Genomic DNA, 16550 nt, shown 5'->3' with positions numbered 1-16550 from the left:
TGCGGAAATCCGCACAGTCAGCCGCGAAATGCCTCGGGCCGAATCCCGTGCCGTGCCAGCTTATCATAGAAGGTTTTGCGCGGCAGTTTCAGCTCTTTCGCCGCCGCGCTTGCCCCGCCGCCGTGACGTTTCAGGGCATCCATCAACAGTGACCGTTCGACCTGCGCCAACTGCTCGGCCAAGCCCAACCCCGTGTCATCCTGAGGGCTGTCCATCTGCCCCAAACCAAGCCCCATCGCAAAGCGCATCGCTGCATTCATCAAGGCCCGCGCGTTGCCCGGCCAGTCTTGCGCCATCAGCTGCGCGATCGCATCCTGCCCGATCTCGGGCGGGGTCAACGCCGCTTGTTCGGACGAGATCGAGACATAATGTCGGAACAGCAGCGGGATGTCCTCTTTCCGCTCGCGCAGGGCCGGGATGCGGATCCGGAAGAGATCCAGTTTATAATAGAGGTCCGCATTGAAGCGGCCCGTCTGATGCTCGGCTTCCAGATCGCGATAGCTTCCGGCCACCATGCGCCAGTTGCCGGGCTGTTCGAGCAGATCCAGCAGTTGGTATTGTATGGCCGCGTCCAATGCGCCGACTTCGTCCAAAAACAGCGTGCCGCCTTCTGCCCGATCCACACCGGACAGAAGATCCTCTGCGGACAACCCGGCCGACGCCAGCTTGACGAAAGGCCGCGTGGCATCGCCGGACAGCAGGTGCAAAACCTCGGCCACCTTGGACGTACCCGAGCCGGGTTCGCCGCAAATCAAGACCTCGGCAGTGGTGGCAGCAGCCGCGCGGATTTGCGCCCTCAGCTCCTCGGCCAGCGTGCTTTCCCCGATCAATAGACGCGCTGCCGCGTCACCGGTCTGCGCCTTGGCGCGCAGGGCACGGTTTTCCAACACCAGCGTCCGGGTCTGCAGCGCCCGCCCAATCACTGAAAGCAGCGTATTCGGGTCACAGGGTTTCTCGAGAAAATCAAAAGCCCCCTCGGTCATCCCGCGCACGGCGGTCGGAATGTCTCCCTCGCCCGTCAACAGGATGACAGGCAAATCAGGATCAACCTCTTGCGCCTGCTGCAACAGCGCAAAGCCATCCTTTCCGGGCATGCGAATGTCCGACAGTATGACGCCCGGGAAATCGGGCCGGATGTGATCCTTGGCTTCGACATAGCTGCCCGCCGCGATCACCGTCAGACCGTTCAGCTCTAAGGTCTGGCCCAGCGCCTCGCGCACCATCATGTCGTCATCGACCAACAACACCGTCTGTGTCATTCCGCGTCCTTCCAATAGGGCAGCTCGACCGTGAACATCGCCCCGTTTTCGCAATTGCGCCCGCGAATATCACCCCCGAAGCTTTGCACAAGCCCGTAGGAAATCGACAGCCCCAGCCCCATGCCCTCGTCGCCCACCTGCTTGGTCGAGAAGAAGGGTTCAAAAATCCGATCAGGATCCTCGATGCCCGGCCCGCTATCCTGAACCGTCACCGACAGGGTCTTGCCCGCATTAACGACGATCCGAATATGCCGGTCGTCTTGTTCCATCATGGCGTCCGCCGCGTTGTTGATCAGGTTGACGAAAACCTGAGACAACCGCACCTCGCCCGCCTTGGCAAACACCGGCGTGGCCGGAGGCGTCCAGTCCAGCGTAACCCGATCCGCCTTGAGCCGCGGTTCCGTCAGCTCGACCGCCGTCGACACCACCTGTCCCAGATCAACCTTCCCGGTCGGTTCGGCTTCGTTTCGCGCAAACGCGCGCAGGTTCTTGATGATCCGCGCCATGCGGTGGGACAGTTCGGAAATCCGGGTCAGGTTCTGCCCGGCCTGCTCCTCCTGCCCGCGCTCAAGAAACAGTGTGGCGTTCTCGGAAAAGCTGCGAATGGCCATCAGGGGCTGGTTCAACTCGTGACTGATGCCCGCCGACATCTGCCCCAGCGCCGACAGTTTGCCCGCCTGCACCAGATCATCCTGCGCCTTTTTCAACGCGGCCTCAGCCTCGCGCCGCTCACGGTTTTCGCGCAGAAGATCGAGGTTTGCTTCAGACAGCGCCTGAGTCCGTTCCGCCACGCGGGCCTCAAGCCGCGCGTTGGCCGCAGCTTCAATACGCAGCCGTTCGTCCAGCGCACGCCTGCGTTCGCCAACCGCCAGTAGAAGTCCACCAATCCCCAAGCAAATCGCGGCGGCAATGGCTGCCAACAGGGCCGCGCTGCGCTCGGCGGGCGCCGTATCCAACAGGATCTCGCCGCTCAACCCAACCGTGGACAGATCACGGGTCAGGTGCAGCGCGCGGTCGGGAAGGTATGGCCCGGCTTCGATCGCCCAAACCTCATGCCCCGTCCAATGGCTGGCACTGCTGTTCAAAAACCCTTCGGTGGGTCGCGCAGCACTAACCAGATCCAATCGGTTCGACACGAAGACCCGCGTGTCATTCAAGGTGAAGAACAACGCCGAGGCGGTCGACGGCCAGTTTTCTTCAAAATCCAGAAGGTTCGTACGGGCGATCACCGCACCTTGGCCTTGTTCTCCCTCACCCAGAACCGGCGCTGCGAAGGAAAACACCCGGCGCAGGCTGTCATCGCCCACCACCTGAAACTCGGCTTCCGACCCCAAAGCACCCGTCAACGCACGGTGCAGCATCGCCCCAGCCGGATCCAACTGCTGCTGTGTCTGATGCGACGCCGCCAATACGCGCCCACTGGCATCGACCAGCAAAAGCTGATGCGCGCCGGTCATATCCGCCATAGCACGCAGCAGATCATCTGCGGTTTTCGGGTCCTCAGCCTCGCCGCTCAGTCGGGCCCGCAAATCCGGATGGCGCGCCAGCACAACGGCCAGTTCACGATAGCGAAACAGATGACGCGTTAATTGGTCGGTCGCCAGTTCCAGTTCCGACGACGCCTGCTCTGCCAGCGGTGTTAGTGCCGCCCGCCACGCCACCGCCCAGACCCCGGCACTGATCACCAGCGTCCCAAGAAGAAAGGGAAAAATCCACTTCGTATGCAGAAACCGCAACATGAGGGCAGCATAGGAAAGGCCTCTTGCATTGACCAGCCGCTTTAAGGAACATGCGCCCATGAAGCGACTGAGCCAATCCCCGACGGATCCCGAATTTATCCAGAACCCCTACGCCTTCTATGACCGCGCCCGCGCGGAAGGCGATCTGTTCTTTTGGACCGATTACGACCTGCCCATGGCGGTCAGCTTTCGCGCCGTGAACGCGCTGTTGCGCGACCGTCGTTTCGGGCGTGAACCCGTTGAGCCACGTCAGTTTCCCGACCATCTGGCCCCGTTTTACGCGGTCGAGGCGCATTCGATGCTGGAACTGGAAGCCCCACGCCACACACGCCTGCGCAAGCTGGTCCTGCGTGCCTTCACCTCGCGCCGGATTGCAGCTCTAGGCCCCGAGATTGAAACCCTTACCCACGAGTTAATTGACGCCTTCCCCACAGGCGACTTCGACCTGTTGCCCGCCTTCGCCACCCGTATCCCTGTGATCATCATCTGCCGCCTTCTGGGCGTCCCCGAGGATCGCGCCGATGACCTGCTGCGCTGGTCCAATGCCATGGTCTCGATGTACCAAGCCCGCCGCACCCGCGCGGTCGAAGACGAGGCGATTGCCGCCACCGAGGCCTTCGTCGCCTTCATGCGCGACTACGTAGACCAGCGGCGCGGAGACCCGCGCGACGACCTGATTACCGAGCTGATCCAAGCCGAGGAAGAAGGCGAAAAGCTCTCGACCGACGAGCTGATTTCGACCTGTATCCTGCTTTTGAATGCGGGCCACGAAGCCACCGTGCACGCGATGGCCATCGCCGTTAAAACCCTTCTGGAACATGGCACTCCCGCTACCGCCCTGTCCCCAGACGCCATTGACGCAACGATCGAGGAAACCCTCCGCTTCGACCCGCCGCTGCACATGTTCACCCGCCATGTCTATGAGGACACGACGCTGTACGGGCACGACTTCAAACGCGGGGACGAAATTGGATTGCTGCTGGGTGCCGCCAACCGTGATCCAGATATGTGGGACGATCCCAACACCTTCGATCCAGCCCGTCGCATCCAACAAAACACCGCCTTCGGCGCCGGGGTGCATTTCTGCATCGGCGCGCCGCTGGCCCGGCTAGAGCTGAAACACGCGCTTCCAATCCTGTTCAGCCGTTGCCCGAACCTGACCATCACCGCGCCGCCGAAATACGGAAATGTCTATCACTTCCACGGGCTCTCAGGCTTGATGGTCAAGACCTGACATCTTCCTCTTGCCGAAAACACCTTGGGGTAGCGTCAAATCGCAGATTTGGCGCAAGGGGCAACGCCCCTCAGGCTCACGCAGTGAGCCACCGAAAGCCCATCAGATTGGCAATTCCGTCGAAAACTTGATCTCTTCCATCGACAACAGCGCAGTCACGTTGAAGATTTTCACCTCGGAAATCAGCGCCTGATAGAACACATCATAGGCGCGGGCGTTTTCCACGCGAACCTTCAAGATATAGTCGATCTCGCCTGCCAAACGGTGTGCTTCCATCACCTCGGGACGTGCGCGCAGCGCGGCCAGGAACTTGTCCTGCCAGTCTGCCTCATGCTCGGAGGTGCGGATCAGGACGAAGAAACAAGCTTCGAACCCAAGGCTTTCGGCATCCATGACCATGGTGTTCTGCCCGATCACCCCGTTTTCCCGCATCTTGCGAATCCGGTTCCAAACCGGGGTCTTAGACGACCCAACCTTTTTGGCAATTACGTCCAAAGACTGCCCCGCATCGCGCTGAAGCTCGCGCAGGATTTTCCGGTCGATCTCGTCCAGCCGAACAGACATTCCGCTTTTTCCCTTCTTCTGGTCCAAGCGTTCTACCTGACGCGCAAACCGAAACAACATTCCTTATTTGCCGCGACACCTCGCGGAATAATGGGAAAATGTCCTATATAAAGCCCGAACGCAACCGGAAAGGACATGCCATGCCCCGCCCTTTTAGCCCCAAAGTGGTAACCGCCAACGATCTGATCGAAGGTGACGTCATCTATATGGCCCGTAACGGGTCGTGGGTCCGCGACATGTGTATGGCATGGCTGATCGAGGACGAGGCCGAGGCAAACGCCCAGCTTGCACGCGCCACGGACGAGCCCGGCATCGCCGTTGGCCCCTATCTGGCCGACGCCGCCGCAGGCCCAACCGGCCCGATCCCCACCCACTTCCGCGAAGCGTTCCGTGCCACCGGCCCGTCGAACCGCTTCCACGGCAAACAGACAGAGCAATCGGCATCGGAGGCCGTGGCCAATGTATGATTACAACAATTTCGACGAAAGCTTCGTGCGCAACCGCGTGGCGCAGTTCCGCGAGCAGGTAGGCCGCCGCATCTCGGGCGCGCTGACCGAAGACGAGTTCAAACCGCTGCGCCTGATGAATGGCGTTTATCTACAGCTGCACGCTTATATGCTGCGGGTGGCGATCCCCTATGGCTCGCTGAACCCGAACCAGATGCGCCAACTGGCGATGATCGGTGAACGCTGGGACAAGGGCTATGGCCACTGGACCACGCGCCAGAACATCCAATACAACTGGCCGCGCCTGTCGGACATTCCGGACATGCTGGACGCGCTGGCCGATGTGGGCATGCACGCGATCCAGACCTCGGGCAACACGATCCGCAACGTGACGGCGGATCACTTCGCCGGCGCTGCCGCGGACGAGGTTGAAGACCCGCGCCCCACCGCCGAGCTGCTGCGCCAGTGGTCCACCGACCACCCGGAATTCCAATTCCTGCCGCGCAAGTTCAAACTGGCTGTGACCGGATCAAAGGCTGACCGTGCTGTCACCAAGGCGCATGACATCGGCATTCGCATCGTGAAAAACGCGGCCGGAGAGATTGGCTATCAGATCCTCGTCGGTGGCGGCCTTGGCCGGACGCCGGTTGTGGGTCAGGTGCTGAAAGACTTCCTGCCGCGCGAAGATCTGCTGCCGTATGTCGAGGCTGTGGTCAGCGTCTACAACACGCTGGGGCGCCGCGATAACAAGTATAAGGCGCGCATCAAGATCACCACGATGGAGAACGGGATCGACACGATCCACGATCTGGTCGAGGCACGTTTTGCCCAGCTACGCCCGCTCTTCTCGGGTGTGGATCAAGAGCATTTCGCCAACATCGCCGCTGACTTCAAAGCGCCGGAGTTCAAGACCGCCTCGCTGGATGGTTACCACGCCGCCCGCGACGCCGACCCGATCTTCCGCTCGTGGAGCGACACCAACGTGGACGACCACCGCGCGGATGGCTACGGGATCGTCACGATCTCGATGAAGGCGCATGGCGCCACGCCGGGTGACGCAAGCTCTGACCAGATGCGCGTCCTTGCCGATCTGGCCGAAGAGTTCGGCCACGGCGACATTCGCATCAGCCACGAGCAGAACGTGATCTTCCCGCATGTCCACCGTTCGGACCTGCCTGCGATCTTTGCCGCCCTGCGTGCGCATGGCATGGCAACCGCCAATGCTGGCCTGATCTCGGATATCATCGCCTGCCCCGGCATGGATTACTGCGCGCTGGCAACGGCCCGTTCGATCCCGGTCGCGCAAGAGATTGCCGAGCGTTTCGACGCGCTGAAGATCGAGCACGATATCGGCCATCTGCAGATCAAGATCTCGGGCTGCATCAACGCCTGTGGGCACCACCACCTGGGCCATATCGGCATTCTGGGTCTGGATCGTGCGGGCGTCGAAAACTATCAGATCACCTTGGGTGGTGACGCCGGCCCGGACACTGTGATTGGCAAACGGGCGGGTCCCGGCTTTGCCTACAACCAGATCGTCCCGGCCATCGAGCGCCTTGTGCACGCTTATCTTGAGCTGCGCGAGGACGAGGGCGAGACCTTCATCGACGCCTATCGCCGCCTTGGCGAAGCGCCGTTCAAGGCTGCCCTCTATCCGGAGGAGGACAAGACCAATGCCGCTTGAACTCCCCCTTCCCCCCGCGGAAGAGCGCGCGGCCGATCTGAATGATCGCTACAAGCACCATTCCGCGACCTCAGTCGTGGAACGGGCGCTGTCGGACAGCACCATTGGCTCGCTTGCTTTGGTCTCGAGCTTTGGCGCGGAAAGCGTTGTGCTGCTGCATTTGGTGGCCAAGGTCGACCGCACCGTTCCGGTGATCTTTCTGGACACGCAGATGCTGTTCCAGGAAACGCTCGATTATCAGGTCGAAGTGGCCGAGAAGCTGGGTTTGACGGATGTACGGGTCATTCACCCGGACGCGGAAGATCTGTTTGCCCGCGACCCGGACAACATTCTGCATCTGGCCGACACCGATGCCTGCTGTGAGCTGCGCAAGGTCGAACCGCTGGACCGTGCGCTAAGAGGGTTTGACGGCTGGATCACCGGGCGCAAGCGCTTTCAGGGCGGCAAACGCGTAGATCTTGAGTTCTTCGAGGCCGAGGATGGTCTACTGAAGGTCAACCCGCTGGCGCACTGGGCGGCCTCGGACGTGCAGGATTACCTGATCAACAACCGCCTGCCCAAGCACCCGCTGGTCGCACGCGGCTTCCCGTCGATCGGCTGTGCGCCCTGTACATCGGCTGTGAAACCCGGCGAAGACCCGCGCGCCGGACGCTGGCGCGGGGCCGAGAAGACGGAATGCGGCATTCACTTTGTCGACGGAAAAATGGTTCGCGTAGGAGCAGAAGCATGAGCGTGATTGTAACCGATAGCGGCTTTGCCCGTGAAGACTGGACCGCAGGGTTCGCAACCGCTGAAGAGCGCGCTGCCAATGACACGCGCGGGCTGCACATCGCCTCGGACACGGATCCGGCGGCACTGGCTGATCTGATGGTGGGCGTACCCGCCATCCGCATCGACTTCCCGTCTTTCGCGGATGGGCGCGGCTTTACGCTGGGTCGTCAACTGCGCCTTCTGGGCTACGAGGGTCGCCTACGCGCCCACGGCCACGTGATCTCGGACCAATATGCGATGGCGCGTCGGTCGGGCTTTGACGAGGTCGAGATCTCGGACGAGCTGGCCAAGCGCCAGCCGGAAGCTGAATGGCAGTACCGGGCGGATTGGAAAGCCTATGACTATAGGTCGCGGATGACCGGCTAGACCGCCCTTCGCAACCCTCCTATACACACAGACAAGAAAGGGCGAGGCACCGTGCCTCGCTTTACGCTGATGAATGAAGTGACGCCCGTTATGGATGCTGAAACCAAAGTAAAACCGGTCCCGACCCTGCCCGACGCGCAGACGGTGACCGAAGTTGAACATTACACCGACCGCCTGTTCCGCTTCCGCTGCACGCGCCCTGCCAGCCTGCGCTTCCGCTCGGGCGAGTTCGTGATGATCGGCCTGATGGGTGACCCGGACCCGAAGACCGGCAAACAGAAACCGCTTCTGCGCGCCTATTCCATCGCCTCGCCCAGCTGGGACGAGGAAATGGAGTTCTATTCGATCAAAGTGCAGGACGGGCCGCTGACCTCGAAGCTGCAGCACCTTGAAGTGGGCGACGAGATTATCCTGCGTCCGAAACCCGTTGGTACGTTGGTGCATGACGCCCTGCTGCCCGGCAAGCGCATTTGGTTCTTTGCCACCGGCACCGGCTTTGCGCCCTTCGCCTCGCTTCTGCGTGAACCGCAGACCTACGAGGATTACGACGAGATCATCATCACCCATACCTGCCGAGAAGTGGGCGAGCTGACCTATGGTGCGAACCTGATTGAAAGCCTAAAGGAAGACGAACTACTGAACGAAGTGATCGGTGAAGGCTTCTGGAAGAAGATCAAATACTACCCGACCACCACCCGCGAAGAGAGCCCCAAGATGGGCCGCATCACCGACCTGATGCGTTCGGGCGAGGCATTCAAGGATCTGGGCGTTGAACCCCTGAACCCCGAATATGACCGCGCGATGATCTGCGGCAACCTGGCCTTTAACCTGGAGCTGAAAGAGATGTTCGAGGAATACGGGCTTGAGGAAGGCGCGAACTCGAAACCCGCGCAATATGTGGTCGAGAAAGCGTTCCTGGACTGATCCACGCAAACCACCGCTGACAGATTTACCGCCCGCTGCACCCCCCGTGTGGCGGGCGGTTTTGTTTTACATGTGCTTCACAAAACACCTCAGCGGCACTCTGGTCTCGTGCAAGTTTTCGGGGCATCCCCAAATGGCCCAAACCTTTGAGGGGAACACCCATCGGGCCGAAACTGGTATTCAAAAGCCAGATTCCGTGTAACTATAAGAGCAATCTAGCCTAATCGTGTTTACGTAATTTCATTATCTTGAACCGCCTGCCAAGTGGGAGGGATCCATGCCGATAGCCATCCAGCGCTGTGTACATCCAGAAAATACCCTCTTGGAATCTTATGGCATGGCGGCAGTCACGGACTCACATTCCCCCACCCCAACGCGGGGGGCCTACCTTCCCGAGGGGCACCCGAATGAGTAACGCGGGTCCGATATCTGCTGGCTTTGCCCCCAACCGAAAAACGTCAGCCAAGCAACTCGAATTGTATTTGGCAATCGCAACGGTCGCGCTGTCGCCGATGAATTACCTTCGTCTTGACGTGGCCTACTTCACGGCCAGCGATTTGTTCGGCTTCATGACGCTGATTTTCATGCTGCTCAATCGCACGGTACCTTTGCGTTTTTACGGGCCTACGACATCGCTCTGGCACTTCTCGTTCATACTGTTTGTGGGCGGACTGCTGCTAAGTTCAATCGCGCATGGGGATCCGGTCGACGGACTGATTGTGTCGCTTCAATATTTTTACTCGCTGATTATCATTCCAATCATCATCGCGTGTCGGCGTCTGGACGAGACATTTCTGCTGATGCGCGTGCTAATATATTCCATCGCCGCCATCATGCTGCATGGAATATACTTGGTGACATTTGTGCCTGATGCCAGCCCCCGGCTTGTTTCCGGCAGTGGACGCCTAAGATCGCTTCTAGAGCGCGAGAACGCAGCAGGCGCGATGACAGCAATCGCGATCACATTCAGCCTTTATCTGAGACTAACAAGAAGGTTCCGGCTGAAGCACTTTGCGCCGACGCTGGTCATCCTGCTTTATGGATTGATGCTGACAGGATCGAATACCGGGTTCGGCGCAACGGTCTTGGGCGCAAGCCTCGTTCTGCTTCTGGTCGGAAGCTTTCGCACCACCCTCATAACGGTGGGTTTGGGGGGTATTTTCATCGCAATCACCTTGTTGGCCGGAGACTTGTTTTTACCCGAAGTTTTCCAAAGGCGTGTGTTGGGCGCGCTGTCCACGGCAGACCTGTCGCAGGCGGGTACTTTCTCGGACAGGGCCGCGTTGATACAAGAGGCATTTCAGCTGTCAAATGACGCCAAGTGGCTTGGATTTGGCGCCAATCAATACCGGATCATCAGCCATCACGGAGCGCCAGTACACAATACGTACCTGTTGATACTGCTAGAAGGCGGGATCATGTCTTTGCTTGGGATGTGCGGCCTTTTCTTTTCAGCATTGGCTTTGGGCATCGGGGCCTACAGAAATCCTGAAAGCCGGTCGAGGGGCGTCATCACGCTTGTCACGGTTATTCTATTTATTCTCGTCCTGAACGCTTTCGCGCATTTCTACGCCCGCTTCTGGCATGTCCCTTTGGCGATTGCGATCAGCCTCAGCCTTCCACGGGCCTTCATTCAGAATACCCATAGCGCCAAAGTTGGGCGCCGGTAATCAGCTCTACCTGCCTTTTTGCGGCCTTGGGCATCTCAGTTTCCCAATCCGAATTGTACCGCAATGCCATAGGGCCTTTCATCCGAAGTCGGCTGCCCGCCATCTGATGCGCGGGGACTATTTTCGCCCCTTGGGAAATCTGACTTCCGACCTCGGTTAGATCCACGTCAACCGCCGAAGAAATTCGCTTTAGCTCGGCAAGCGGATTGCGGGAAATGTCTTCATATCGAACCCGCACCGAACGGTTCGGCGCAAGGCGGGTCCGCAACCTCTCGGCGACGCTGTTGTACATCCGCCATCTAAGAGCTGTTCGAAGGGGCGAGCGTGGGACAATTTTCTTCTGCACCCCCTGCGCAACATCAACGGGTATCGCGCGCCCCAATGCATGCGCCACCGCGCGCGCGTCTCGCACAAGGTGGATGACCCGCAAATCGATCTTTGGATCGCTCGCTAACGCAAGCGCGCGCCCTGGGGCTTTGGACGAATCCAAAATGATGGGCTGCCCGGTCTGATCGCGAATGGCTGAAAACATCGCGCGCGACATATTCAGGTAGGCCTCAAGCTTTGCCCCTCCGATCATGCGCCCCGGCGCATAGAGCGGCTCAATTGAACGTTGCAAAGCAAAATAGTCGTCTGGATCACACTCCTTGGTCCAGCGTTTCATGACCGGTTCCCACACGTCACACTCGTTCAAGCGGGCACCACAGGCGCAATATTCGTTCTCTCTCCAAACATGGCGACACATCGTTGAAAGCTCGCCAGCACCAAAGATCTCGGGGTGCATCCCCAACATAATATCGACAACAGTTGATCCGCTGCGGCCATAGCCGGCGATATAAATAATCTTTGGTTTCATACATGCCCCCAACGGCCGGAAATAAAGTGTCTTTAATGTAATCCGTTCTAAGGTAACCCGTTTCTTTATCGACGCAGACTCTTTTTTAAACTACCCTCCTACATTATTGTCCAATCGTTGAGTTGTTAAATTAGCGCACGCAAAACGATCCGCAGAGGGGTCGCTTAGGCGTTTTTTCCGAGGTCGTTTCTTTGAAACAGTTGCGAATTCTATTCCCGTTCATTGGGGGAGGCACCGTCGGCGGCAGCCATATCTCAGCCCTTAAACTGATCGCAGGGCTGGACCGTGATCGCTTCGATCCAACAATACTCCTGCACGACCTTGATGGGACTGGGCCGGGACGGCTTGGAGAGTACATTCATTCGCTGGGCCTTAGCTATCAAACCCTGTCGGATGTCCCGATCATGGCCCCGTCCCACAGTACGGCCTCGGGCCATACGTCGTTCGGGACCTATCTGACCCGCACCCTGCCCGCGCTGCGGCGTTATCTGATCAAGGGAGGGTATGACATCGTCCACACCAACGATGGGCGGATGCATGTCAATTGGGCCCTTCCAACACGGCTCGCTGGCTGCAAGCTGATTTGGCATCATCGCGAGGATCCAACAAGTTTCGGGGCCAACACAATTGCCCCCTTTCTTGCGAACCGAATTGTGACCGTGTCGAATTTCGCCCGCCCGTCGCGTCCACTCTTACCTGTGAAAAAACGTACCCATGTTGTCTACAGCCCCTTCGAGTTCGAAGAACAGCCAGATAGGGAAGCAGCCCGCACCGCGCTTCTAGACGAAATCAACGCCGGGAAAGATCCGCTGCTTATCGGATTCTTTGGGTCCTTAGTGCCGCGAAAACGACCCGTTGAATTTGTTCAGGCGGTGGCGGAAACGGTCAAAGCGCTCCCCAATCGGGATGTGCATGGGTTGTTGTTTGGCGAAGCCATCCTGCCTCATGCCCCACTTGACCGCGACGCCCTAGAGCTCGCCGACCGCCTTGGGATCCGTGATCGCATTCATATGATGGGGTTCAGACGACCAATCAATGGGCCCATGGCAGCAATGGACGCCACAATCGTCACGGCCGTGAACGAGCCCTTTGGCCGAACACTTATCGAGGCCATGCACCTTGGCGTTCCCGTAATCGCGACACAGCACGGCGGAAACATGGAAGCCATCGAAGACGGCCGAACTGGTCGGCTCGTGCCGACAGACGATGCAGGCGCTTTTGCCGATGCCATTGTACATCTGGAAGGCAATCCAGACGATCGCGCCTCACTTGTTGCCGCTGCCCGTGATGATCTTGTGAACCGATACGGCGCAGAACGTCATATTCAGCAGATTAGCCAGATTTACGAAGATTTCCTGTCATAAACACTGCATCGGCAGATTTGCCCCGCCGGGCCTCATCGCCAAACAAAGCACACTCGGTAAAAAAAGAGATCCAAATAGAGTGCGCGCGCGTAAGCGTGTTATGGTACAGGAAATCATAGAACTCACGATAACAAGCGCGCCGCCGACTGGCGCGTGCCCCAGCGAGGCAAAATCTGTGCCGCCAGAATGTATCGGTTATTCCGACCAAACCCATTGGATGATCGCCATCCGCGACCATCAGGACCGCGACGCATTTGCTAAGCTGTTCGACCATTTCGCACCGCGCCTGAAGGGTTTCATCATGAAATCCGGGACCGGCGCGGCACAGGCCGAAGAGATCGTGCAGGATGTGATGCTGACAGTCTGGCGCAAAGCCGCGCAGTTTGATCCTCATCGGGCACAAGTCTCGGCGTGGATCTATCAGATTACGCGGAACCGCCAGATCGACATCACGCGCAAGGAAAGCCGGCCCGTCCCCGAAGAGCTGAAAGAAGACCCGGGCACCGAGGCAGACGCCAGTCAGGTGCTGGGCCTTGAGCAAGAGGCCGCGCAGCTAAGGCAGGCTCTTGCAAACCTGAAGCCGGAACAGCGCGAGATCATCGAAAAAGCCTATCTCGGCGAGTTGACACATCAAGAAATCAGCGCCCAAACCGGCCTACCACTGGGAACCATAAAATCACGCATACGACTTGGAATGGAACGACTGAGACACGAGCTGAAGGACTTAAAACAATGAGCGCCGTGACCCATCATATCCCCGACGCGATGCTGGCCGCCTATGCCGCCGGTACGCTGCCCCATGCTTTCGCCGTGGTCGTTGCCAGCCATATCTCGCTTTGCGACCACTGCCGCGTGGCTCTTGCTGCGCATCAAACCGTGGGCGGTGTTGTCTTGGAAGACAGTGACGCCGTGCCGGTGTCGTCGTCGCTGAAAGACAACCTGTTTGCCCAGTTGGACGCGCCTTTCGTCCCCGAACCCGTCTATGATCGCTCGGGCATCTATCCCGGCCCTGTGATGGAGGCGCTTCAAGGTCGTGCGCTGAAATGGAAAACGCTTGGGATGGGTGTCCGTCAGGACATTCTGACCGAAGATGCGCATGGATCGGTGCGTCTGCTGTATATCCCACCCGGGCAGGCGGTGCCGGATCACGGCCATAACGGGCTCGAGATGACCTTGGTGCTGCAGGGCAGCTTCAGTGATGAGACCGGGCAATTCGGGGTCGGCGATGTCGAAATCGCGGATGAAGATCTTGAGCACACCCCGATCGCTGACGCGGGCGATCCCTGTATCTGCCTTGCCGCGACGGATGCACGACTGCGCTTCAACGCCTTCCTGCCACGTATTCTGCAGCCAATTTTCCGCATCTGACACACCAGAAAATCTGCATAGAAGGAACCGCCGAAATTCGGCGGTTCTTTTTTTGTTTCAAATACTTACTTCACGATCTTTCACGCATTCGTGAGGTCGTGATCCGGCGATTCTTCCCCAGCGTAACCTCCATACGAACCACAAATACATCTACGCGCCACACGCGCATCAACATGGAGAAGTCCTTATGAAAACCGCCCTGAAATCTGCCGCCGCAGCCATCACAATCGCTCTGTCTGCAGGCACAGCAACCGCCGATACAATCGTGGAAATTGCCGCGGGAGACGAGCGTTTCTCGACTCTGGTTGCCGCCGTTCAGGCGGCAGGCCTGGCTGAAACCCTGTCTGGTCCCGGCCCTTTCACCGTATATGCTCCGGTCAACGATGCGTTCGCGGCCCTTCCGAAGGGTACCGTCGACAATCTGCTGAAGCCGGAGAACAAAGAACAACTGACCAACATCCTGCTGTATCACGTTGACGATCGCATGCTGACCGCCGGCATGATGCCCGCCGGATCGAACTATTTCAAACCAGTTTTGGCAAGCGAACGCCTGTGCATCACCGCAGGGTCTGACGGCGTAATGATCGCAGATGGCACCGGCGAAATGGCCAATGTGGTGATCGCAGACATCAAGGCAGACAACGGTGTGATCCATGTGATTGACAAAGTTCTGCTGCCGGGCACCCGCCCTGCCTGCCACTAAGACCAGCAGTCATATCGCAAAGCTTCGGGCGCCTTGTTCTCAAGGCGTCCATTTTACTTTCCGCGATAGACCAGAATGTCCGGAAGATAGGCCAACAGTCGCATAAACCATGAAAACGGAGCGGGAAAATCGGTGCGGAAACGCCGTTTGGTCATGGCACGCAACACGCGGGTTGCGGCATCCTCGGCCTTCATCAGCATCGGCATCTTGAAGTCGTTCTTCGCAGTCAGGCGCGTCTCGATGAAACCGGGATTGACCAGACGGACCGTCACGCCCGTGTCTTTCAGATCAAAGCGCATGGTTTCTGCCAGACTGACGAGGGCCGCTTTGCTGGCGCCATAACCGATGGCAGCGGGCAGGCCGCGATAACCCGCAAGCGATCCCACGAGGGTGATGTCACCCGCGCCGCGCGCGACGAAGTCCGGAACGACTTCGCCCAGAACCCGCATCGCGCCGGTGAAATTCACGTCACACATGGTCAAAGCAGCGGCGCTGTCCCACTCGGTCGCGCGCATCGGCACATAGGCGCCCGCATTGTAGATCACGCCATCAATCGTCCCGACCTGCAGCGCGGCGGCGCGTACGGCGGTCAGATCTGTGACATCCAGCGGCAAGGCGCGTGCGTTCGGCAGGCCCTCGCACAGGCTTTCCAACCGGTCCGCATTGCGGGCCGAGAGGATCAGATGCGCGCCTTGATCGCTGAGTTGCTGGGCCAAAGCACGCCCCAACCCCTCGCTTGCGCCAACAAGCCAGTAGGTTTTGCCTGAGAAGTGGGTCATTTTTTCAGCGCTCCCCCATCAGACACAAGTTGTTCTGCGGGCGGTTGTTTCTTCAGAAACGGCGCGCGTTTCAGATAGAGGATGGCCGCCTGCCAGTGGATCAGCGCCACGACCCGCGCCGCCCCAAACGGACGGCGCACTGCGGCCCACAGCAACGATCCGCTGGTTGCCCTCTTGCGCTTCCCGGCAAGGGTTGCCAACACGCCTTGATCTCCGTTCCGATAGTCGATCCGGATGTTCACCGCGTCCACGGTCAGGCCGAAATTAAAGTGATATTGCCCCTCGATTTTCTGGAAGGGCGACACATGCATCAGCTTGCGCGCCATCAGACGATCCTTCGCGTCGATCGGCCGGAAATCTTCATGCGCGCAGACATAGCAATGGCGCTGCCCAAAGGTGCTGTTGACCTCGGCCACGAAGGCGCGCGGCGTGCCATCCACCAGCGCGACCCAGAAGCTGACCGGGTTGAAATGGAACCACAGAAAGCTGGGCTGGGTCAGAAGCAGCAGCTCGGCCCCTTCGGGATCAAATCCACGCTCCTTTAGCACCTCGCGAAACCACGCGACACCGCGCCCATCATCCCGCGGTCCGCCATGGCGGCGATCCCAGATTGACCAGAGGTTCCAGCGGTTGCGCGACAGAAGCCACGGTGTGTCCGTGTCGGACAGATCCGTCAGAACAAAGTCCACTCCATAGGTGAAGGCGTTCTTCAATGATCCTCTACGGGCGTGATGGGTTTTGGCTTGGATATGACTGATCATGGTACTTATCCTACGCGCGCGGACGCACGTCGGATCATATTATTTTGCAAACATTGCGTTTT

Annotated in this window: 17 protein-coding genes; 11 read left to right on the top strand and 6 right to left on the bottom strand. The window is 59.1% G+C overall.

Annotated elements, in window-relative coordinates; translation table 11 throughout:
- Positions 1-17: 17 nt before the first annotated feature.
- Positions 18-1259 (bottom strand): sigma-54 dependent transcriptional regulator, encoded by a 1242-nt coding sequence (locus tag Q0677_RS09490; RefSeq protein ID WP_298908924.1) that lies wholly within the window; start codon positions 1257-1259, stop codon positions 18-20.
- Positions 1256-2998: an ATP-binding protein gene (locus Q0677_RS09485; protein ID WP_298908921.1), complete on the bottom strand. Its 1743-nt coding sequence runs from the start codon at positions 2996-2998 to the stop codon at positions 1256-1258. Before Q0677_RS09485 ends, Q0677_RS09490 begins: the two co-directional genes overlap by 4 nt.
- Positions 2999-3056: 58 nt before the next feature.
- Here Q0677_RS09485 and Q0677_RS09480 point away from each other — a divergent pair, with 58 nt between their 5' ends.
- A complete protein-coding gene (locus tag Q0677_RS09480; RefSeq protein ID WP_298908918.1) occupies positions 3057-4232 on the top strand; it encodes a cytochrome P450 in 1176 nt (391 codons plus the stop codon).
- A 102-nt stretch (positions 4233-4334) separates the two neighbouring features.
- Here Q0677_RS09480 and Q0677_RS09475 read toward each other — a convergent pair whose 3' ends face one another.
- Positions 4335-4796: an Lrp/AsnC family transcriptional regulator gene (locus Q0677_RS09475; protein WP_298908915.1), complete on the bottom strand. Its 462-nt coding sequence runs from the start codon at positions 4794-4796 to the stop codon at positions 4335-4337.
- A 140-nt stretch (positions 4797-4936) separates the two neighbouring features.
- On the opposite strand from Q0677_RS09475, the gene Q0677_RS09470 reads away from it, so the two are divergent.
- The 6 genes from Q0677_RS09470 (at position 4937) to Q0677_RS09445 (ending at position 10657) form a co-directional block, all read left to right on the top strand.
- A complete protein-coding gene (locus Q0677_RS09470) occupies positions 4937-5263 on the top strand; it encodes a DUF2849 domain-containing protein (RefSeq protein ID WP_298908913.1) in 327 nt (108 codons plus the stop codon).
- A complete protein-coding gene (locus Q0677_RS09465) occupies positions 5256-6926 on the top strand; it encodes a nitrite/sulfite reductase (protein WP_298908911.1) in 1671 nt (556 codons plus the stop codon). Before Q0677_RS09470 ends, Q0677_RS09465 begins: the two co-directional genes overlap by 8 nt.
- Positions 6916-7656, top strand: coding sequence for a phosphoadenylyl-sulfate reductase (locus Q0677_RS09460; protein WP_298908909.1), 741 nt, complete (start codon positions 6916-6918; stop codon positions 7654-7656). Before Q0677_RS09465 ends, Q0677_RS09460 begins: the two co-directional genes overlap by 11 nt.
- Entirely contained in the window at positions 7653-8063 is a 411-nt protein-coding gene (locus tag Q0677_RS09455) for a DUF934 domain-containing protein (protein ID WP_298908906.1), read from the top strand. The genes Q0677_RS09460 and Q0677_RS09455 overlap by 4 nt, the downstream gene beginning before the upstream one ends.
- A gap of 69 nt (positions 8064-8132) precedes the next feature.
- Positions 8133-8987: a ferredoxin--NADP reductase gene (locus Q0677_RS09450; protein WP_298909129.1), complete on the top strand. Its 855-nt coding sequence runs from the start codon at positions 8133-8135 to the stop codon at positions 8985-8987.
- 407 nt (positions 8988-9394) lie between these two features.
- Complete coding sequence (locus Q0677_RS09445; RefSeq protein WP_298908903.1) at positions 9395-10657, top strand: O-antigen ligase; 1263 nt, start codon at positions 9395-9397, stop codon at positions 10655-10657.
- On the opposite strand, the gene Q0677_RS09440 is transcribed toward Q0677_RS09445, so the two are convergent.
- Positions 10617-11513, bottom strand: a complete 897-nt coding sequence (locus Q0677_RS09440) for a sulfotransferase (protein WP_298908901.1) — start codon at positions 11511-11513, stop codon at positions 10617-10619. The genes Q0677_RS09445 and Q0677_RS09440 overlap by 41 nt on opposite strands.
- A gap of 191 nt (positions 11514-11704) precedes the next feature.
- Here Q0677_RS09440 and Q0677_RS09435 point away from each other — a divergent pair, with 191 nt between their 5' ends.
- The 4 genes from Q0677_RS09435 to Q0677_RS09420 all read left to right on the top strand — a co-directional run bounded on the left by Q0677_RS09435 (position 11705) and on the right by Q0677_RS09420 (position 14948).
- Positions 11705-12877 carry a glycosyltransferase family 4 protein gene (locus tag Q0677_RS09435; protein WP_298908896.1) on the top strand — a complete coding sequence of 391 codons (1173 nt, stop codon included), beginning with the start codon at positions 11705-11707 and terminating at the stop codon, positions 12875-12877.
- A gap of 217 nt (positions 12878-13094) precedes the next feature.
- A complete protein-coding gene (locus Q0677_RS09430) occupies positions 13095-13613 on the top strand; it encodes a sigma-70 family RNA polymerase sigma factor (RefSeq protein WP_298908893.1) in 519 nt (172 codons plus the stop codon).
- Positions 13610-14245: a ChrR family anti-sigma-E factor gene (locus tag Q0677_RS09425; protein WP_298908891.1), complete on the top strand. Its 636-nt coding sequence runs from the start codon at positions 13610-13612 to the stop codon at positions 14243-14245. The genes Q0677_RS09430 and Q0677_RS09425 overlap by 4 nt, the downstream gene beginning before the upstream one ends.
- A gap of 187 nt (positions 14246-14432) precedes the next feature.
- Positions 14433-14948: a fasciclin domain-containing protein gene (locus Q0677_RS09420; RefSeq protein ID WP_298908889.1), complete on the top strand. Its 516-nt coding sequence runs from the start codon at positions 14433-14435 to the stop codon at positions 14946-14948.
- Positions 14949-15001: 53 nt separating this feature from the next.
- On the opposite strand, the gene Q0677_RS09415 is transcribed toward Q0677_RS09420, so the two are convergent.
- A complete protein-coding gene (locus Q0677_RS09415) occupies positions 15002-15727 on the bottom strand; it encodes an SDR family NAD(P)-dependent oxidoreductase (protein ID WP_298908886.1) in 726 nt (241 codons plus the stop codon).
- On the bottom strand, positions 15724-16488 hold the full coding sequence (locus Q0677_RS09410; RefSeq protein WP_298908883.1) for a DUF1365 domain-containing protein: 765 nt from the start codon (positions 16486-16488) through the stop codon (positions 15724-15726). Before Q0677_RS09410 ends, Q0677_RS09415 begins: the two co-directional genes overlap by 4 nt.
- Positions 16489-16550: the final 62 nt, after the last annotated feature.

The sequence above is a fragment of the uncultured Aliiroseovarius sp. genome (assembly GCF_947492455.1).
GTDB lineage: Bacteria > Pseudomonadota > Alphaproteobacteria > Rhodobacterales > Rhodobacteraceae > Aliiroseovarius.
This window is presented reverse-complemented; position numbering and strand designations above follow the sequence as displayed.